Origin of the sequence: Yoonia sp., assembly GCF_046292185.1 — a bacterium.
Taxonomy (GTDB): Bacteria; Pseudomonadota; Alphaproteobacteria; order Rhodobacterales; family Rhodobacteraceae; genus Yoonia.
Genome location: NZ_JBKBQY010000048.1, coordinates 5,792 through 25,164 on the forward strand (window position 1 = coordinate 5,792; position 19,373 = coordinate 25,164).

The window sequence follows — 19,373 nt, forward strand, 5'->3', positions numbered from 1 at the left end:
AGCGGCTGGAAAGCGAGATAGAGGCCGCAGAGCGCCAGAACAGCGTCATGGACCGTGTGCAGGCCCTAGCAGCTTAGATCGCCACCTTGGCCACCAGCGCCTGCGTCTGTTCAAGTGATCCACCAGACCCGTAGCGCTGACGATCAAGCGCATGGCCCATCAGGTCTCGGCGGATACGTTCATCTACGCCAGCGGCCAGCAAGCGATCCTCAAAAGCGTGGCGCAGTGAATAAACCGTATGATTAGGGGTTTCCTTCAAGTTATTACTTTTCAGATACTTGTTGAGCGCTGCTGATAAACCGGATGAATTTTCCTGATATCGCGGAAAGCCCTCTGGGAATGCGCGCATCGCTTCAAGCGACACGCCGGTCAGGGGGATTTTGCGCCTTGCGTTTGCACTCTTCAGTTCGCGCCCAATCGGCTCTATGCTGATGTGCGGCACGTTCGCGGCCAGATGGATGCAACCTGCCGTCAGGCCCGCTATCTCGGATGGCCGCGCACCCGTGTTGATCATCGTCAGGAAGATGGCCCGCGCCTCTGCATTCAGTCCGGCCAGCGCACCCGGCGCGAGTAGATTTTCCCTGATCCATTTTTCAGAGAATGGTGGCCGCGTCTTCGCCTCGCCTGCCGCGAAGCTCAAATCAGACAGCGGCAGCACCAGCCCTAGGCGCTTCATGCTGTTTAAGGTTTTCATGACAGTGCCGAAATGGCTCAAATCCTTGTTCGCGGCGTTCGCAGACAGACCATCTTCCACGATCCTGTCCATCCACCATCCTCGAAAGTCCAGCATGTCGTCGCCGGTGATGTCGGCAATGTTTTTGTCACCCACGACATTCAAGAAATTCTTGATCGCCTTTATGCGAGGGTTCTTCCATCGGCGCACCTGATCATCCGACTTGCTGATCAACCTGTCCTTGGTCAGCGGCCAGTATTCATCCAGCGCGGCGCTGACCGTAATCTTAGGTGCAGCGGTGCCACCCAAGATAGCCGCCGCCTCTACCCGGTCCGGCTCACCCTTATGAACCGGCACGGCATCGATCCGGTCGACCAATTCCCGGATCGGCAGTTCAGCCACGGCGGTCGCATGTAGATATCGATACCCTCGGATAGCCGCCAGGTTCTTTGCCGCCGCCAGACGCCGGTCGGCATCGGTGGTGTCGCCTGCCAGCTTGGCTTCCCACGCCTCGATCAGGTGCGACCAGATCGCCTTGGCCTTTTCGGTCGCCACCGTTTTCGAGTCCGTATGCAGAGAATCCACGATGACCCGGCGCGGTTCTACAGCGTGGTAGCGTTTGGGAACCCGTCGATTTAGCTGCCAAGTATTCTGCCGCAGTCTGATCATCCTGAACCCTTCCATGATCGCACCTTGCAGGTCACGTGTATCGCAAAGATGATCGGTTTGTATATCAAAAATGTGTGGGAAGCGCCTGATGGGATAGATCGTGGAGCAAATTATCCTTTATTTTCAAGCAGTTGGATAATTCTGATCAAGGGAAAGTTGGCGGACAGACAGGGATTCGAACCCTGGAGACGGTCTCCCGCCTACACACTTTCCAGGCGTGCGCCTTCGACCACTCGGCCACCTGTCCGTTCCGCAGGGTTTAGCCGGAACAGCGCGGGATTTGCAAGACCCCGCAAACTATTTGTTCTACCTGTTTACCCTTGGCCGTTTTGCCCGCTATATTGCGCGCTAAGCCCTTTTTGATAAGATGGTATGATGTTGCACGACCCGCCCAAGACCACGACGCCGGACAGGCGCATAGAATCGGGCCGGCTGCAGACCGGTGCGCTGATCATCATCGCCTTTGCGGTTGTTCTGTTCTTGCTGGTGCAGGCCCGGTTCATCCTGATCTCGCTTGCCACCGCGATCATCCTGTTCAGCCTGACCAGCGATGTGATCAATTTCATCGCGCGTCAGCGGATCGGCCCTTTGCGCATCCCCAATGCCGTGGCCTCTGTCGCGGCGATGCTGCTGATCGCGCTGGCGCTGCTGATGCTGACATCGGTGCTGCTGGCGCAGATCAATACGGTGCTGGTGACGACCCTGTCCTATACCGAACGCGCGCCGTCGGCGATTGCCTCGATGTTTAGCTGGCTGGGGGATGACAGTGAGGCTGCGATTTTCAATGCGGTCCGGTCGATCGATGCCTCCAGCTATCTGCGCACCGCCGCCAGTCAGGCCAGCGGGATCACCCAGGCCACGGTGCTGGTGATCCTGTTCGTGGGCTTTTTATTCGCCGAAAGGATCTGGTTCACCACCAAGCTGGAAAATTTCTTTGACGACCATCAACAGGCCGTCCGCGTGGGCAAAATCATCCAGTCGATCATCCACCGCGTGAACTATTACCTGTTGGTCAAGACGGTGATCAGCCTGATCACCGGCGGTATGGTCTATCTGCTGGCGCGCGCGTTCCAGCTGGAGCTGGCGACGTCACTGGGGATCATTACCTTCGTGCTGAATTTCATCCCCAACATCGGCTCTATTCTGGCGACCGGCTTGATCGCCCTTGTGACCCATGTCCAGTTCGGCGATGCCAATACCACGCTGTTGGTTTTCCTGATCGCCGCCGGCATTCAGTTTCTGAACGGCAATGTCATTGATCCGATGCTGATGGGGCGGGCTTTGCGCCTGTCATCCTTCGGCATCATCCTGTCGTTGGCGTTCTGGGGTGCGGTCTGGGGCGTGCCGGGGATGTTTTTGTCGGTGCCGATCATGGTGATGCTGCTGGTGGTGTGCAGCCATGTGCCGGGGTTGCGCCCTTTCGCGATCCTTTTGTCGCGCGAAGGTTTACCCGATACCGAACAGATGCTCAACGAAACTGCCGAACGCGATCTGTTCAAGAAGCCACCCAAGCCTTAACGTCGCCGCGCGATCACAAAGACCAGCCCGACGATCACCTCGACCATGGCGGCGATCAGGATCGTACTGCCCGCCTGCCCCGTGACATATTCCGCGATGCCGCTGGCCGCGATCCCCCACCACAGCACCACCATGCCGATACACAGCCCGTCACGCGCAGAGCCTTTGGGCAGATCGCGCAGCAGCCACAGCATCACCGCCAGCCCGGCAAAGACAGGGGCCGCGCGCCGCGCCACGAAACCAGCCCCCTGATCGGGGGCAATCCCGAACGTCGCGGCATATTGCCCGCCATTCACGAACAGCATTCCGCAAAGCGCCAGACAGCCAAGCGCCGTCACGCTGGCGCTACGGCGAAACAGCGTCACGGCGCGGATTTACCCGCGACGGGTTGGCGGGCGTAATAGGTCACATCTTCGGTAAAATATTGATAGCTGTCGGCGTTATCCACCGCGCGGGCCGGATCACGGCGGGCCATCGCCGCACAGTCGCGGCGCGTATAGCAATAATCATCGGTCCGCGCGACCGGATCGAAATGCGATATCTCGTGGACCAGCGTGCCTTCCCGCGTGCCGTTGTTGCTGGCGGTGGTGCCGGGCCGCAATGCCACCAACGGCGGCAGGTCGAAAAACGACGGGCAAAGGTGGATCTTGTAAGGCTGATGCGGATAGACCCAGGCATATTCTCCGTCCATGCAGCCATCATCGCGGATGGTGTCGCATTGCGTGATCACTGCGCCACTGCGGATCGCCGTCACGATGGATTTCAACGTGGCACGTACATGTTCACCGTTCTGCGGGGAATAATCCCCGAACCAGCGTTCATATTCAGCCGTATCGCCGACCCGTGCAGCGGCCTTGATCGTCAGCCCCTTGGCATTGTCGAGAGCGGTCTGCACCAGTGCTGTCTGCGTGGTATTGCAGCCCGGCGTGCTTTGCGCCACCGCCGCTTGACCGAAGACCAGCATGAACAAAACGATGCCCAGACGCATGATGCTACTCCAGATGCAGATAGACGCGGCGGTTCTGCCGGCCTTTCTTTTCGATCTTGCCGATCCTGACGCGTCCGATTTCCGACGTATTGGCAACATGGGTGCCGCCGCAGGGTTGCAGATCGGCGGTTTCATCGCCCAACCCGATCCGCACCAGCCGGATATGGCCAGAGCCGCGCGGCGGCTGGACCGACATCGTCTTGACCAAGTCAGGCTGGGCATCCAATTCCGCATCGGTGATCCATTCCGTGCTGATCTGCATATTGCACGCGATCAGGCGGTTGAGATCGTTTTCAAGCGTCTCTTTGTCCTCTGGCGCGTCGGCCATGTCGAAATCCAGCCGGCCCTTGTCCGCCGCAATCGACCCGCCGGTCACCGGCAAGGGGATCACCACCGACAAAAGGTGCAACGCCGTATGCACCCGCATATGCCGGTGCCGCCGGTCCCAGTTCAATTTCTGCTGCACCACCTGGCCCACAGCGGGCAAGGGCACGGGTTCGGCAGGCAGCAGGATCATCGCGTCACCTTCTCCCTTGACGGTGGTGGCAATCTCCAGCGTTGCCCCGGCCCATGAAAGCTGACCGCTGTCGCCCGGTTGTCCGCCCGATGTGGGATAAAAGATCGACCCGTCCAGCACGATCCCGCCTTCACCGGTGATATCAACGACACGCGCTTGCGCCTCGCGCAGATAGGCATCGTCACGAAACAGGGGTTTTGTCATCGGCGGGGCCTTTCAGCACTTCGGGGTTGCGCAGCCATATATCCCGCTGGGCAAAGGGAATTTCGATCCCTGCAGCGGCGAATTGCTTGGCGATTTCGTGGTTGATCTGCGATTTGGTCGACAGGACATAATTGACATCACGCAGAATCGCGCGGATTTCAAATTCCAGCGCGTCGGCACCGAAATTGACGAATAAAACCGCAGGCGGCGGCGTCATGACCACCATCGGATGCAGTTCTGCGATGCCGCGCAGAATTTCGGTGACCTTTTCGGTATCGGTGCCATAGGCGACACCGACAGGCACGATCACCCGGCCAACCAGATTACCACGGGTCCAGTTGGTGACCTGCCCGCTGACCAGATCGGCATTGGGCACGATCACATCGGTACGGTCAAAGGTTTCGATCCGCGTCGATCGCACCGATATCGCCCGGACATAGCCCATCTGGCCGCCCACCTCGATCCAGTCGCCTTCGCTGATCGGGCGTTCGATCAGCAGGATGATGCCGGACACAAAGTTCGACACGATATTCTGCAGGCCAAAACCGATCCCGACCGATAACGCCCCCGCGACAATCGCCAGATTGGACAGGTCAATCCCGGCGGATGTGATCGCGATCAGCGCGGCCAGGAATATCCCCACATAGCCGAAACCCGCCACCACGGCGTTCTGCCCACCCAGATCAAGCCTTGTGCGCGGCAGCACGGTGCGCCGCAACGTCCCCTGAACAAACCGCGTCAGCACAAAGCCAAACGCGAACACAATCGCGAACATCAGGAAATCTGTGGGCGAAATACGGGTTTCACCCAAGGCGAAACCTTCACGGAACCTGCTCCAGATTTCAAAGATATCGTCGGTGCGCGCGCCCCAGATGATCGCGAAAACCGGCAGGCTGGCCAGATAAACGACGAAGCTGACCAGCAGCGGCAGCAGGGCAAACAGGCCCTTGGAATCTTCGGCCTGCGGATGGCGTAGGCTGATGTCATGCACGATCCGTTGCAACACAAGGATCGCCCCGATCACCGCCAGCGACAAGATCGAAGAGGTCAGCAAAGCCAGCCCCGCCGCGCCATAACCAAACGCCGCCAGCGCAGGCCCTGCCACCGCGACAAGGGTGCAATACCGCCCGATCAACAGCCTGACCCGGCCCTGCGGTGCGCTGTCGTCTGTCGTGGTTTCGGGCGATGTCTGGATCAGCACACCCAGCCGCCATAACAGCAGGCCCGCCACAAACAGCACGGGCCATGTCATCGTTGCCGCCACGCCCGGTTCCAGTTCCATCGTACCCGCCCCGGCCCGAAACAAGGTGCCAAAGGCAAGCACCCAGGCGATGGCCAGGGTATAGCGGCGCGCGTTGCTGCGGGTCTCTTCGCCATAGCCCAGATAACCGGGCAGCGTGCCGTCGCTGAACACCTGCCGACCCAGCCACCAGCCCAGCACCACGCTCATCCCGGCATAGGGAATGGCGGCGACGACCGCCTGCCCGCGCAAACCGAAAATCGCCAGTGTTTCCAGCCCGTTGGTCAACATCAACAGCCCTGCAAAGGACACGATGATCTGCAATAGCGACATCCCGAACAGCCAGATCGGCAGCAGATGGCTATCGCGCTGCGCCAGTCTTTCGCGCCAGCGCACCAGCCAGCCGCGGGCATAGCCGACCAGCAGGATCGCCAGACCGAAAAACAGCGCCGCGCGCGGTAGGTTACGCAGCAAGGCACCGCTGTTAATCTGGACCTGCGCGCCCGCGATGGTTTCCGCGCCGATATTGCGCAGCACCTGCCAGGTCGCCACCCCCGCCGCAGGCCAGAGCGCGGGGTTCAACGGCGACAGCCCCCTTTCGAACAAGGCGGCGGTCTGTTGTTGCAGGACCTTGTTGTCCAACTCTCCGATCAGGCCGTTGGCCCGCGCGAATGCCTCCTGCGCAAGGGCGCGCGGGGCCAAAAGCTCTTGTCGCTGGGTTTCCAGCGTGGCGCGCCGGGCGGCGATGGCGGGGGCTTCCTCGCCCGTTTCGGGCACAGCCCCCAGTGCTGCAATCTGCGCATTTACTGTCGCAAGACGCCCGGCGTTGATATTGGTCTGCGAGGTGAAATGATCACGCCACCCCACAAGTTCGGCACGCAACCTACTGATAACGAGAGAAGATGATCCGTCTCTTGAAACAATAACCTCAGCCCGCTCGGCCAACCGGGTCCATGCATCAGGATCGTCGTAATAGGTGCGCGCGGGCATGGTGGAATCCTGCGCCACCGCCATCGCGGGCCAAAGCAGGCTGCAACAGATCAGCAGCCGGAACAGGACCGCGCGCAAGGTCATTGCGCGATCAGCACCGATGGCACGCTGACTTTTTCTTCCAGCCACGCAGGCACGGGCAGTCCCTTTTCACGCATGAAGGCCGGGTTGTAGATTTTCGACTGATAGCGGCTGCCGACATCGCACAGGATCGTCACAATCGTATGCCCCGGCCCCAGATCGCGCGCCATGCGCACGGCACCCGCCATATTGATCGCGGTGGACCCTCCCATGCACAGACCTTCATGCTGCATCAGGTCATAGATCAGCGGCAAAGCCTCTGCATCGCTGATCGAATAGGCGAAATCAGGCGTCAATCCGTCCAGATTGGCGGTGATGCGGCCCTGCCCGATCCCTTCGGACACCGACCCGCCCTCGGATTTCAATTCGCCGTGTTCATAGAAATTATACAGCGCCGATCCTTCCGGGTCTGCCAGCCCGATCCTGACACCCTTGGGCTGCAACACCTGCGCCACACCGGCCAGCGTCCCGCCCGAACCCACGGCGCAGATAAAACCATCGACCTTGCCGCCGGTCTGATCCCAGATTTCGGGTGCTGTGGTTTCGACATGCGCCTGACGGTTCGCGACATTGTCAAACTGATTGGCCCAGATCACTCCGTTCGGTTCGGTCTCGCGCAGCGCGTCAGCCAGCCGTTCGGAATAGCGCACGTAATTATTGGGGTTGCGATAAGGGGCGGCAGGCACCTCGACCAGTTTGGCACCGGCAAGGCGCAGCATATCCTTTTTCTCCTGACTTTGGGTTTCAGGGATGACGATGACGGTCTTGAACCCCATGGATGATCCCAGCAGCGCCAGCCCGATCCCGGTATTGCCTGCGGTGCCTTCGACAATCGTGCCGCCGGGGCGCAAATCGCCGCGCGCAATGGCGTCGTTGATCATGAATAGCGCGGCGCGGTCCTTAACCGATTGGCCGGGGTTCAGAAACTCGGCCTTGCCCAGAATGGTGCAGCCTGTCGCCTCTGATATCGCACGCAGCTTGATCAGGGGGGTGTTGCCAATCGTGTCGGCGAAATCATTGCGGATAGTCATCGGAATGGGCCTTTCGTTGCGCCCCATCTGTGTAGAACCGCGCCTGCCCGACATCAACCCATGCTGCGCAGCTCTGCGCGATGCCGCGCCAGCCAATAAAGCAGCATCAGCAGCGGGCCTGTCGTGATCTCGCCGCTGTCGGCCAGTGCCATCGCCGCGTCGAAATCCATCGGATGCAGGCGCAGATCCTCGCCTTCGGTCGCCAGCCCGCCGCCATAAGGCGCATCCACCGCCAGGTCGCATAGTGCGACAAAGCTGTAAAAATACTCGCTCACCGCCCCCGGTGACGGATAATAGGACCCGGCGGGGATCAAGCGATAAGGGGTCAACCTGGCCTCTTCTGCGGTTTCGCGCATCGCCGCCTGTTCAGGCGTTTCGCGCGCATCGATGATGCCGGCCACGGCTTCGAGCATCCAGGGGTTCGGGTCATGCCGCACCAGCGGACCGATGCGGGGCTGTTCCAGCAGCAGCACCCGGTCGCGCGCGGGATCATACGGCAGCACGATAGCGGCGTCGAAACCGATGAACACCTCGCGCTGCAACACCGGCGAACGGGTCCCGTCAAAGCGGATATGACTGATATCAAAGCCCTGAAACCGAAAGAATCCACCCATTGGCCGCGTGTTGGCGGCCACCTGCGTGTCACCCACCACGGCCTTGCGCCGCAACGTGGCAGGTGCGGCGGTGGCACGGTGGCGGTTCCATGCGCGCGCCGCGATCTGCGGCCATTGCCGGCGCAGGGTTTCCGGGGCGGGCAGCGGGTCAAGCGCGAACAATTCTTGCGCCGCAAAGATCGCGGGGGTCAGATCGGACTTTTCCCAGCCGGCCAGCGACCAGCTACCACTGCCGGGGGGCATGTCCTGCGCCGGAAGATAGACATGCACCGCACGCGGTTTGCCGTCCGCCTGGACAGTGACGCTTTGCAGCGCATAGCCAAAAGCATTTTCATACAGGTTCAGCCGCATGATGGCATGATCCGGCAGATCGCGCCAGACCAGCCCCTGCACCACCCCGCCCGCCACCGGCGCGATATAGGGGACGACATCACCCCGCACCGGAAAAATCGCGTGATCGGCCAGCGTTGCGGGCACAGGTGTCGGCAGGTCCATCCCCGCGACCGCCGCCATCAGGGCAGGCGACATCAGCGTGCCATAGGTAAACAGCTCCATGGCTTAAGGGTATCTCCTGCCGATGAATTCGGCGAAAAGCGCGCAGATGATCGCCCCCAACAGGATTGTCGCAAGCAGCGGGATGTCCATGAAACGCTGGCTTTCGGTCACCATGATTCCAAAGACCGAGACCAGACGGTCCATCGGCCCATCATATTGCAGCCGCATCGCGCGGGTGATCATGATCGAAAAGGCGGTGACGAACAAAAGCATGAATGAAAAGGCCACAGCCGCCGTCACCCCATGCCCGACCGCCGCGACATAGCCTTGGCCTGTGCGCGCGCCCACATAGGCCCAGCCCAGATAGAGCCCGATCAGGATCGCGGCGGGCAGAAATGCCATGGGCGCGATGCCGTCTAGAAAAAACGGCGTCGCCATGACCGCGACATACCAGCCCCCTAACCCATAAACCACCGCACCCGCCAGTTTGGCGGCAGTGGGCATATTGCGCCTGCCGGAAATCGTCATAACCATTTACCTTTACTCTGCCGGCGCACCGGCATCGTCAGGAAGCGCGGGTCACCGTTATCTGCGTCACATCGCAGTTTCCGCTATGAAATGTCCCCGCGCAAGAGGTCAGGTAAAAGTTCCACATCCGCCGGAACCTGTCGTCAAAACCAAGCGCTGCGACCTCGTCCCATTTCGCGTTGAACGTGTCGTGCCAGCGGCGCAGGGTCTGGCTGTAACTTTCGCCAAATTCGATCGATCCCGCGACCTGAAGCCCCGCCTTTTCGATCTGTTCGCGCAAGACAACGGGGCTGGGCAGCATCCCACCCGGAAAGATATATTTCTGAATGAAATCAACGCCGCGCTTGTAAACCTGCCAGCGGCGGTGTTCCACGGTGATGATCTGCAAGGTCGCATTGCCGCCCGGTTTCAGCCGGTCGCGCAGGGTTTCGAAATAGACCGGCCAGTATTTTTCGCCCACCGCCTCGAACATCTCGATACTCGCGATACCGTCATATGTGCCTTTTTCGTCGCGGTAGTCCTGCATCTTGATCGTGACCATGTCCGACAGGCCCGCGTCGGCCATGCGCTTGACCGCGTAATCATGCTGTTCACGGCTGATCGTCAGCCCCGTCACCTGTAACCCGCGTTCCTTGGCGGCGTATTCGGCGAAACCGCCCCAGCCGCAGCCGATTTCCAGCACGTGATCACCGGGTTTCACACCCATCTGATCAACCATGCTTTTGTATTTCTCGATCTGGCCAGTTTCCATGCTTTCCTGCCCGGTCACGAATTTGGCCGAGGAATAAGTCATCGTGTCATCCAGCCACAGGCCATAGAATTCATTGCCCAGATCATAATGATAGCTGATATTCTTGCGGGCCTGCTTTTTGGAATTGTTCTGCAACCAGAACCGCATCTGTTCATAGAACCGCACCAGAAACTGGCCGGGAAAGCCGTCATAGATATGTTCCATATCGTCATGCATCAGATCCATGAAGGCCATCAGATCCGGCGTGGACCACCAGCCGTCCATATAGGCCTCGCAAAACCCCAGATCGCCTTCGCGCACGGTGCGGGCAAAGATATCGGGGTTGTGCACATGCACTTCGGCAACATAGCCCGGCTCTGCGCCTTCGGCACGGAAATGGCGGCCATCGGGCAGGATAATATCGATCCGGCCGCGTTTCATGGTTTTGACCGCGTCAAACACATGGGTAAAATAACGCGGCAGGTCTGTCTGCCCCTCTGTGGTCGTCAGGATCATTGTCGTCCGTTTCTGATTGCTGTCGTTAACGCTAAATTAACCTGTCTGTCCGCGAAGTCACGGCAAACAGACATAAAAAGTTTCCTGCGCGACAAGGTCCCGTCGCTTTAAAACCCACGGTTGCTGTAGGCGTCCAGCGCCCGCGTCCGCCCTTCGTCCGTTGTCACGATAGAATCGGGATAGGCGTCACCCGGCGACAGGCCCCATGATCGCGGGATCATGTCGAAATAGGACAGCGCCGTGTCGGAGGGATTTTTGTATTCCTCCGCCAGCCAGCGTTTGACATAGGCGCGGTCCTTGTCGAATTTATCCAGCTGCGTGACCGGGTTGAACACCCGGAAATAAGGCGTCGCATCCGGCCCCGACCCTGCCGACCATTGCCAGCCCATCGCATTGCTGGCCGGGTCCCAGTCGATCAGGCAATCGGCGAACCAGTCCAGCCCGATTTTCCAATGCGTCATCAGATGTTTGGTCAGATAAGACGCCACAATCATCCGCCCCCTGTTATGCATCGTGCCGGTGACATACATCTCGCGCATGGCCGCATCGACAAACCGTATGCCGGTGCGGCCCCGTTGCCATGCCTGAACCTCTGGCGTGAGCTTTGTGTTCCAAGGGAAAGCGTTCCAGTCTGCCTTCCAGTTGTCGGTCAGGATACGCGGCGTGTGATGCGCCAGATGATAGGCGAATTCGCGCCAGACGAGTTCTTTCAGGAACACCTCTGCATCGCCCTTGCCATCTTCCAGCGCGGCTTTGCCCGCATGCCAGCAGACACGCGGGCTGATTTCGCCAAAGGTCAGGTTTTCCGACAGGTTCGATGTGCCTTTCACCCCCGGCAGATCGCGGTTGGTCACATAATCCGCGACCTTGTGGGCGATGAACTGGCCCAGCCTGGTGTTGGCGGCATCCTCGCCCACAGTGCAATGGGTGGCGAGGATATCCGCGCCCCGGTGCATCGCGCGGCGCAAGTGCCAGTCGTCCAGATCATCGCTGGCGGGCCATTTGTCAGGCGCTGCGATCTTCCCCGGTCGCGGTAAGGCATCGCCCACGTCATTGCCGCGCACGGCCTTCCACATCGGGGTATAGACCTTGTAAAAACCACCTGTCTTGGTCTCGACCGTCCAGGGTTCAAACAACAGATGCCCGGCGAAACTTTTGGCCTCGATCCCATCCTCTTTCAGCGCTGCCTTGACCTTGGTATCGCGATCCTTTGCAGGTGTGTCGTAAAGCCGGGACCAATAGACCGCCCCTGCCCCCGTCTCCCTTATCAGATCGCGCAGCACATCCAGCGCAGGCCCCTTGCGCAGGATCAACCGACTATCCTTGTCCGCCAGCGCCTTGCCGAACACGTCCAGTGCCAGTTCCAGCCGCAGCTTCTGCGCCGCACCCAGCCCTGCGACCTGATCGTCATGGATATATACCGGGACCACCGGACGCCCCGCGTCACAGGCGGCAGTCAGGGCGGGATGGTCGGACAGGCGCAGATCGCGGCGGAACCAGACAATAACGGGTGTTTTGTTCATAGCACCTGATCTAGTGCCGCCAGCAACTGGTCAAGCTCTGCCTTGCTGGTGTAATGGGTGAAACTGACGCGCAGGACGCCCTTGCCCAGATCGACACCCATCGCAGACAACGGGCGCTGCGCGTAGAAATCCCCACCCTCTGCCATGATCCCCAAGGGGGCCAGTTGTGCGGCCACCTGCGCCGCATCGCCCTGCAAGGCCATCGCGACAGTCGGCGCGCGCATCTTCGCATCCGCAGGCCCGATCAGGCGGACCGAATTCTTGGCGCTGACATAATCCAGCAGCGGCTTCAGCAGCGCAATCTCCTGATCGCGCATCAGATCATGCGACAGCCGCGCGGCCTCCGCCCCGGTGCCGCCGCCATGATGCTGTGACATTGCATCAAAGTAATCCGCCATCCCGGCGCTGGCCGCGACCTGCGCATGGTCGGGCCCAGCGGGGGTAAAGCGTTTATAAAGCGTATCGCCGTTGAAATGATGCCCCTGATTGGGCAGTTCCATCCCAAAATCCTCGCGGATCACCATGATCCCCTGATGCGGGCCGTAGGTTTTATAGGCGCTGAAAAGATAGACGTCGCAACCAAGCGCGCCGACATCCGCCAGCCCATGCGGCGCATAGCTGACGCCATCGACACAGACGCGGGCGCCTGCGGATTGGGCCAATGCCGTGATCGCAGCAACATCATTTACGGCCCCTATAACATTGGAACAATGCGGAAAACACAGCAAAGCTGTGTCATCACTCAAAAGCTCTGCCAGATCATCAAGCGCCAGCAAACCCGTCTCGGGATCAAGCTGCCATTCGACAATCCTGATCCCTTCCTCGGCCAACCTGCGCCATGGGCCGCTGTTCGCCTCATGATCCTGATTGGTGACGATGATCTTTTGTCCCGGCTTGATCCAGCGCCGCACGGCCTGCGCCAGAACATAGGTATTCTGCGTCGTGGACGGGCCAAAGGACAATTCATGCGTTGCCACACCCATCATCGCGGCCAGCCTTGTGCGCGCCTCGTCCATCTCTTCGCCCCCCAGACGGGACGCCTCATAAGCGGAATAGGGCTGCACCTTGCGCTGCGTGTAGAACCGATACAGCCTGTGAATCACCTGACGGCAGGTATAAGACCCGCCCGCATTGCTGAAAAACGCCTGGCCCTGCAGGCTTGGTTCGTCAAAGGCGGGGAATTGCGCGCGCACCCATGTCAGATCAAGCATTGACGTCCACCACGACACGGCCTTTCACCTGCCCGGCCAGAATATCCGCACCAAGCTGCGGCAGATCGGACAGCGTGGCAGGCTGGATCATCGCCTCCAGCCGGTCCATCGGCAGATCCTTGGCAATCCGCGCCCAGGCCCGCACACGGTTGTCATAGGGTTGCATGACAGAATCGATGCCGAGCAGATTGACCCCGCGCAGCAGGAACGGAATGACCGTGGCAGGCAGGTTCGCGCCGCCGGCCAGCCCAACAGCGGCGACAGAGGCCCCATATTCCATCTGTCCCAAAACGCGGGCCAGCATCGCGCCGCCGACGGCATCGATACAGCCGCCCCATGTTTCGCCCTCTAACGGGCGTTTGACGGTTTCATTGATGTCTTCACGCGCCACGATCTGGGTCGCGCCCAAAGATGTCAGGTAATCCGCCGTTTCCGGCCGCCCGGTGACAGCCGCAACCTGATGGCCCAGATGCGCAAGAATCGCTGTCGCCACCGACCCCACACCACCGGCAGCCCCCGTCACCAGCACCGGGCCGGATTTGATCCCGTGATCCTCCAGCGCCATCACCGCCAGCATCGCGGTGAAACCGGCGGTGCCCACGGCCATCGCCTGCCGTGTGGTCAGCCCGTCCGGCAAAGGCACCAGCCAATCCGCCTTGACCCGCGCCTTTTGTGCATAGCCGCCCCAATGCGCCTCGCCCACGCGCCAGCCGGTCAGGATGACCTTGTCGCCGGGTTTGTAACGGGGATCATCCGACGCCTCGACCGTGCCAGCGAAATCGATGCCCGGCACATGCGGGTAATTGCGGACCAAGCCACCACCAGACCCGATGCACAGGCCATCCTTGTAATTCACCGTCGAATATTCCACCGCGACGGTCACATCACCGGCCGGCAATTGATCCAGCGTCAGGTCCTGCACGGCGGCATGGGTTTTGCCATCCGCATCCTTGTCCACGATCAAGGCTTTGAACATTGTCGTCTCCTTTAACTGCCTCAGACCGCATCCGGCATGAACGGGATATCGGTATCCTGCGGCTTTAATCCCATCTGGGTCAGCATCGCATGGACCTGCCCGCGATGATGGGTCTGGTGGTTGAAAATCTGCATGATGCACATCGCCTTGGGCTTGGCCATCTGGCGCTGCATCACGCCCGAATACCATGTCAGATCGCCCACCAGATCCAGCGCCTTGACCTGTTTGGCCCAAAGATTGATCCGCCCGTCCATGCGGAACCTGTCACCGGACCAGACCGCAGCGGTGGGCGTCATGAACGGGCCGTCTTTCATCGCCACATCCGTGCCGGGCCCGCCATCCAGCCTGCTCATCCAGACCGTATCGGCCCAGAGCAGATGGTTCAGCGTCCCCAGGATCGACCCAAAGAACGCGCCACGATCCTTGGTCAGTTCCGCGGTCGGGATATCCCTGAGCATGTCGCGCAGGCCCGCATTCTGCCAGGCATTATAACGGGCCATCATCTGACAATATTCCGGATTGATCATCGCGGCGATCCTGTTGTGAAGTCACTGTTTCTTGCACGGAAACCTGTCAGACATTCCCCGCCCCGGCAATGCGGAAATGCCCTGTCGGCATGCAAAGCACCGTCTGACTGCCCGCAAAGGCAGCGCCCGACGAAACCACGTCATCGCGGCGCGATGGCCCTTGCCGCGCTGGATTTGCGCACTTAGGTTCATGCGCAGAAAACAACCGGGAGAAAGACATGAAACTGACAGGATTGATGGGTGCTGCGTCCTTGCTGGCCATGGCAAGCGCTGTGGCGGCACAGGACAGCGAATTGCTGGTTTTCGACTATTCCGGCTTTGAGATGCCCGAATATCACCAGGATTACATTGACCAGCACGGCGCCAGCCCCACCTTCACGTTCTTTGGCGACGAAGACGAGGCGTTTCAGAAAATCCGCGCCGGTTTCCGGGCCGATGTGTCGCATGTCTGTGCGCCATCCGTGACCCGCTGGACCGAAAGCGGCATTCTGGAACCCTGGGATACCGACCGGATCACCGCCTATGACGATCTGAACGCCAGCCTGACCGGCGAAGAAATCGGCGCGGGCGAGACCTATTTCATCCCGACCGATTTCGGCTCGACCGGGATCGCCTATAACCCCGAAGAAGTGCCCGAAGAAGATGTCGCCAGCCTACAGGTGTTCACCAACCCCGCCTATGCGGGCCGCATGACGCTGCCTGACAACGTTGATGACGCCTATGCGCTGGCCTATCTGGCCACCGGCGTGACCAATTGGCAGGACGTCACGGATGAGGAATTCGAGGCCGCATCCAACTGGCTCCGCGAAGTCCATCCCAACCTGCGTACCTATTGGACCGATCCTGCGGAATTGGCGCAGCTTTTGTCCTCTGGCGAAATTCTGGTCAGCTGGGCGTGGAACGAAACCTATCCCGCCATGGTCGAGGAAGGCCGGCCCATCGCATTCCAGCGTGAAGCGGAAGAAGGGTCATCGCTGTGGCTGTGCGGCTATGTGAAACTGGCCGGTGGTCAGGGCAATGTCGACAAGGCCTATGATTATCTCAACGCCTTTTTGTCGGAAACCTCGGTCGTGCCACTGCTGGAAGCGGGCTACGGTTCTGCCAATGCCACAGCTCTGGAAGCACAAGTGACAGAAGAAGATCTTGTCGCCTCCGGTCTGGAAGACATCGACGTGCCGGTCCTTGCGCAATTGCCGATGAGCAATGAAGACAAGGAACGGATGGCCGAAACCTTCGAGATGATCAAAGCCGGGTTCTGATCTGTCCGACATGATCGCAAAGGGCGGTGCCAATGGTGCCGCCCTTTTCCTCCACCGCCCCCGCGTCAAAAAACCGGCTGGACCTTTGCGCGAATAACAGTAGATCAGGGGGTATGCTTACGCGGTTCACATCCCTTTTCCCGATAATCGGGCGCGTCTTTGTCGCGGCATTGCTGTCGCTGGCGCTGACGGCGGTCAGTTTTGGGCATCAGCCGCCGCAGGATGATGCCCGCGCCGAGGCTTATCTGCTGGCCGGTGGCGACTGGGCGGCAATCTGTGCCGATAGCGGCGCACCCTTGCATGGGGCCGAATTGTGCATGGCCTGTCTGATCAGCGCCGGGGCGGGTCTGCCCGGCGCGGTGACAGGCCCCACTGCGCAGATCAGCGCCCGTCTGGTGGATTGGGCGCAGGCGGCGGGTGACACATTGCGCAGGCAGCGCGTGTTTATCCATCCGGCGCGCGCACCCCCGGCGCGGGATCGTTCATACAACGTCTGAACCGATCCCCCGTAACGCGGGCCCTGGCCCGCGCAACCGAAAGCCAAAACTATGACCTTCCCCAAACTGGCGAGCTTCGCCATCATCGCCGCCATTGGTGGCACCTCGGCGCTTGCCGACAGCGCGATCAGCGTCAGCGATGCCTATGCCTTTGAAACCGCCCCCACCGCGATGGCCGGCGGCGGCTTCGTCACCATCACCAACACCGGCGACAGCGATGACACGCTGATCGCCGTGCTGGCCGATTTCCCGCGCGTTGAAATCCACACCACCGAATTTGAAGACGATATCGCCCGGATGATCCATCTGGATGCGATCCCCGTGCCAGCCGGTGAAACCGTCACACTCGAACCCGGCGGCATGCATGTGATGTTCATGGGCCTGCAGGGCAATCCGCTGACGGCAGGCGACAGCCTGCAGGCGACGCTGGTCTTCGACCAGGCGGGCGAAGTGCCGGTCAACTTTGACGTGGTCACGCGCGACGCGGCAAGCGGACATGGCGATGACTGCGACCATGATCATAACCATGGCCATGACCACGACCACAACCATTGATCCCGCTAAGGCGTTGCCCCTTGGGGTGACGCCCTTTCCATGAAAGGAAACCAGATGAAATCTGTTATTTTCGGATCAGGCATCCTTGCCGTCGCTGCCGGGATCGGCGTCTATGCCTGGCAATCGGCCACCGCCCCCGGCCCCTGCGGCAATACCAGCGTGGCCGGTGCCGCCATCGGCGGGCCGTTCGAGCTGGTCTCTGAAACCGGCGAGACGGTGACAGACAGCGATGTGATCACCAAACCGACGCTGGTCTATTTCGGCTATACCTTCTGCCCCGATGTCTGCCCGCTTGACACGATGCGCAACGCGATTGCCGCAGATATTCTGGCCGAACAGGGCATCGATATCGGCACGGTCTTTATCTCGGTCGATCCCCAGCGCGACACGCCCGAGGTGGTGGGCGCATTCACCGATAATTTCCACCCCGACATGATCGGACTGACCGGCAGCCCCGCACAGGTCAAGGCGGCCTCTGATGCCTACAAAAGCTATTACCGCGCGGTCGAAGGTGACCCGGATTACTATCTTGTCGATCATTCGACCCAGACCTATCTGATGTTCCCCGACACCGGGTTCGCCACGTTTTTCCGGCGTGACAATTCCGCCGATCAGGTGGCCGAGATAACGGAATGCTTCGTCGGACAAATGACCTGATTTCCGGGCAAGACTTGATCTGGCGCAAGGAAACGCGCCGGATCATCCGCAGAATGGCCGCATGGATCATCTTGCAAATCTACGCCGCATGGGCCTGTTCGATGCGCGCGTGCCCCGCTACACCAGCTATCCCCCCGCCACCGCGTTTCACGCCGGTGTCGGCGCGGATTTCCAGCGCGATTGCCTGACAGGGCTGGACCCTGCCCAGCCGGTGTCGGTCTATCTCCACATCCCGTTTTGCGAAAGGCTCTGCTGGTTCTGCGCCTGCGCGACGCAGGGGACGACCACGCTGAAACCTGTTGAAAACTACCTGCGGGCGCTGAAAATGGAACTGGCGATGCTGGCCCGGACCCTGCCCGCTGGCATCACCATGGGCCACATGCATTGGGGCGGCGGCACGCCGACAATCCTGCCGCCCGACATGATCCGCGATCTGGCACTGGCGGTGATGGATGTGATCCCACCCGCCCCCGGTTTCCAATTCTCGGTGGAAATCGACCCGACGCTGGTCGATGACGCCAAGATCGCGATGCTGGCCGATATGGGGATGACCCGCGCCAGTATCGGCATTCAGGATTTCGCCCCCGATGTCCAAAAGGCGATTGGCCGCGACCAAAGCTTTGCCGTGACACGCGCCTGCGTCGACAGCCTGCGCGCGGCGGGTATCACATCGCTGAACGCGGATCTGGTGTACGGTCTGCCCTATCAGACACAGGCGAAGCTGGAGGATACTCTGGCCAGACTGCGCACGCTTGATCCCGACCGCATTGCACTGTTCGGCTATGCCCATGTGCCGCATTTTTCCAAACGCCAGAAACTGATCCCCGATGCCGCCCTGCCGGGCGAGGAAGCCCGGTATCATCTGGCCCAGCAGGCCGCCCGCGCCTTTGCTGACGCGGGCTATCTGCCGATCGGGATCGACCATTTCGGCAAATCCACCGACACCCTGACCATCGCCGCCCATACCGGCCGGCTCCGGCGCAATTTTCAAGGCTATACCGATGATACCTGCCCGACGCTGATCGGGATCGGGGCCTCGGCTATTTCGCAATATGACGCGGGCTATGTGCAGAACCCCTCTGCCACCGCCGCCTATATCGCGCGGATCGCGGCGGGTGATCTGGCGGGCCACCGGGGCTATGCGATGACGCGCGAGGACCGGCTGCGCGCGCAGGCGATCAATATGCTGATGTATGATTTTGAAATTGATATCAACGTATTATCAGACCATCCTGATGCGGATATTCTCGTCCCTGTCCATCAATCCATCCTGGAACGCTTTGCCGGATTCGTCGCAAAAGACGGGGATAAAATCAAAATCCTCCCCGCGGGGAAGGTTCTGACCCGCATCATCGCCAATGCCTATGACGGGTC

General features: G+C 60.4%; 19 protein-coding genes and 1 tRNA gene. 6 read left to right on the top strand and 14 right to left on the bottom strand.

The window, feature by feature from the left end; genetic code table 11:
* Positions 1 to 73 precede the first annotated feature (73 nt).
* Together ACK4TM_RS10205 and ACK4TM_RS10210 are read right to left on the bottom strand one after the other, a co-directional pair.
* The gene (locus ACK4TM_RS10205; RefSeq protein ID WP_409700675.1) at positions 74 to 1,342 is read right to left on the bottom strand and encodes a tyrosine-type recombinase/integrase; all 1,269 of its coding nucleotides are present in this window, start codon (positions 1,340 to 1,342) and stop codon (positions 74 to 76) included.
* A gap of 157 nt (positions 1,343 to 1,499) precedes the next feature.
* A tRNA-Ser gene (locus ACK4TM_RS10210) sits at positions 1,500 to 1,589 on the bottom strand.
* Positions 1,590 to 1,717: 128 nt separating this feature from the next.
* Here ACK4TM_RS10210 and ACK4TM_RS10215 point away from each other — a divergent pair.
* Complete coding sequence (locus tag ACK4TM_RS10215) at positions 1,718 to 2,860, top strand: AI-2E family transporter (RefSeq protein ID WP_409700725.1); 1,143 nt, start codon at positions 1,718 to 1,720, stop codon at positions 2,858 to 2,860.
* On the opposite strand, the gene ACK4TM_RS10220 is transcribed toward ACK4TM_RS10215, so the two are convergent.
* The 12 genes from ACK4TM_RS10220 to ACK4TM_RS10275 all read right to left on the bottom strand — a co-directional run bounded on the left by ACK4TM_RS10220 (position 2,857) and on the right by ACK4TM_RS10275 (position 15,031).
* Positions 2,857 to 3,225, bottom strand: coding sequence for a hypothetical protein (locus tag ACK4TM_RS10220; protein ID WP_409700678.1), 369 nt, complete (start codon positions 3,223 to 3,225; stop codon positions 2,857 to 2,859). The genes ACK4TM_RS10215 and ACK4TM_RS10220 overlap by 4 nt on opposite strands.
* Positions 3,222 to 3,848: a M35 family metallo-endopeptidase gene (locus ACK4TM_RS10225; protein ID WP_409700681.1), complete on the bottom strand. Its 627-nt coding sequence runs from the start codon at positions 3,846 to 3,848 to the stop codon at positions 3,222 to 3,224. The genes ACK4TM_RS10220 and ACK4TM_RS10225 overlap by 4 nt, the downstream gene beginning before the upstream one ends.
* Before the next feature lie 4 nt (positions 3,849 to 3,852).
* Positions 3,853 to 4,569, bottom strand: a complete 717-nt coding sequence (locus ACK4TM_RS10230; RefSeq protein ID WP_409700684.1) for an alanyl-tRNA editing protein — start codon at positions 4,567 to 4,569, stop codon at positions 3,853 to 3,855.
* A complete protein-coding gene (locus ACK4TM_RS10235) occupies positions 4,547 to 6,883 on the bottom strand; it encodes a DUF3772 domain-containing protein (RefSeq protein WP_409700728.1) in 2,337 nt (778 codons plus the stop codon). The genes ACK4TM_RS10230 and ACK4TM_RS10235 overlap by 23 nt, the downstream gene beginning before the upstream one ends.
* Positions 6,880 to 7,911 carry a cysteine synthase A gene (locus ACK4TM_RS10240; RefSeq protein WP_409700687.1) on the bottom strand — a complete coding sequence of 344 codons (1,032 nt, stop codon included), beginning with the start codon at positions 7,909 to 7,911 and terminating at the stop codon, positions 6,880 to 6,882. Before ACK4TM_RS10240 ends, ACK4TM_RS10235 begins: the two co-directional genes overlap by 4 nt.
* Before the next feature lie 53 nt (positions 7,912 to 7,964).
* Complete coding sequence (locus tag ACK4TM_RS10245; RefSeq protein WP_409700690.1) at positions 7,965 to 9,080, bottom strand: gamma-glutamylcyclotransferase; 1,116 nt, start codon at positions 9,078 to 9,080, stop codon at positions 7,965 to 7,967.
* Positions 9,081 to 9,083: 3 nt separating this feature from the next.
* On the bottom strand, positions 9,084 to 9,548 hold the full coding sequence (locus tag ACK4TM_RS10250) for a TrgA family protein (RefSeq protein ID WP_409700693.1): 465 nt from the start codon (positions 9,546 to 9,548) through the stop codon (positions 9,084 to 9,086).
* Positions 9,549 to 9,585: 37 nt separating this feature from the next.
* A complete protein-coding gene (locus tag ACK4TM_RS10255; RefSeq protein ID WP_409700696.1) occupies positions 9,586 to 10,794 on the bottom strand; it encodes a class I SAM-dependent methyltransferase in 1,209 nt (402 codons plus the stop codon).
* A gap of 107 nt (positions 10,795 to 10,901) precedes the next feature.
* Positions 10,902 to 12,317 carry a cryptochrome/photolyase family protein gene (locus ACK4TM_RS10260; RefSeq protein WP_409700700.1) on the bottom strand — a complete coding sequence of 472 codons (1,416 nt, stop codon included), beginning with the start codon at positions 12,315 to 12,317 and terminating at the stop codon, positions 10,902 to 10,904.
* A complete protein-coding gene (locus tag ACK4TM_RS10265; protein ID WP_409700703.1) occupies positions 12,314 to 13,528 on the bottom strand; it encodes an aminotransferase class V-fold PLP-dependent enzyme in 1,215 nt (404 codons plus the stop codon). Before ACK4TM_RS10265 ends, ACK4TM_RS10260 begins: the two co-directional genes overlap by 4 nt.
* Positions 13,521 to 14,504: an acryloyl-CoA reductase gene (gene acuI, locus ACK4TM_RS10270; RefSeq protein WP_409700706.1), complete on the bottom strand. Its 984-nt coding sequence runs from the start codon at positions 14,502 to 14,504 to the stop codon at positions 13,521 to 13,523. Before acuI ends, ACK4TM_RS10265 begins: the two co-directional genes overlap by 8 nt.
* 20 nt (positions 14,505 to 14,524) lie before the next feature.
* Positions 14,525 to 15,031: a DinB family protein gene (locus ACK4TM_RS10275; RefSeq protein ID WP_409700709.1), complete on the bottom strand. Its 507-nt coding sequence runs from the start codon at positions 15,029 to 15,031 to the stop codon at positions 14,525 to 14,527.
* 218 nt (positions 15,032 to 15,249) lie between these two features.
* On the opposite strand from ACK4TM_RS10275, the gene ACK4TM_RS10280 reads away from it, so the two are divergent.
* The 5 genes from ACK4TM_RS10280 to hemN form a co-directional block, all read left to right on the top strand.
* On the top strand, positions 15,250 to 16,290 hold the full coding sequence (locus ACK4TM_RS10280; protein WP_409700710.1) for an extracellular solute-binding protein: 1,041 nt from the start codon (positions 15,250 to 15,252) through the stop codon (positions 16,288 to 16,290).
* 113 nt (positions 16,291 to 16,403) lie between these two features.
* A complete protein-coding gene (locus ACK4TM_RS10285) occupies positions 16,404 to 16,787 on the top strand; it encodes a hypothetical protein (RefSeq protein ID WP_409700713.1) in 384 nt (127 codons plus the stop codon).
* 51 nt (positions 16,788 to 16,838) lie between these two features.
* Positions 16,839 to 17,342 carry a copper chaperone PCu(A)C gene (locus tag ACK4TM_RS10290; protein ID WP_409700716.1) on the top strand — a complete coding sequence of 168 codons (504 nt, stop codon included), beginning with the start codon at positions 16,839 to 16,841 and terminating at the stop codon, positions 17,340 to 17,342.
* 54 nt (positions 17,343 to 17,396) lie between these two features.
* Positions 17,397 to 17,999 carry an SCO family protein gene (locus ACK4TM_RS10295; protein WP_409700719.1) on the top strand — a complete coding sequence of 201 codons (603 nt, stop codon included), beginning with the start codon at positions 17,397 to 17,399 and terminating at the stop codon, positions 17,997 to 17,999.
* Positions 18,000 to 18,060: 61 nt separating this feature from the next.
* Positions 18,061 to 19,373, top strand: a 1,313-nt coding sequence (gene hemN / locus ACK4TM_RS10300; protein ID WP_409700722.1) for an oxygen-independent coproporphyrinogen III oxidase, incomplete at its 3' end; no start/stop codon positions are given.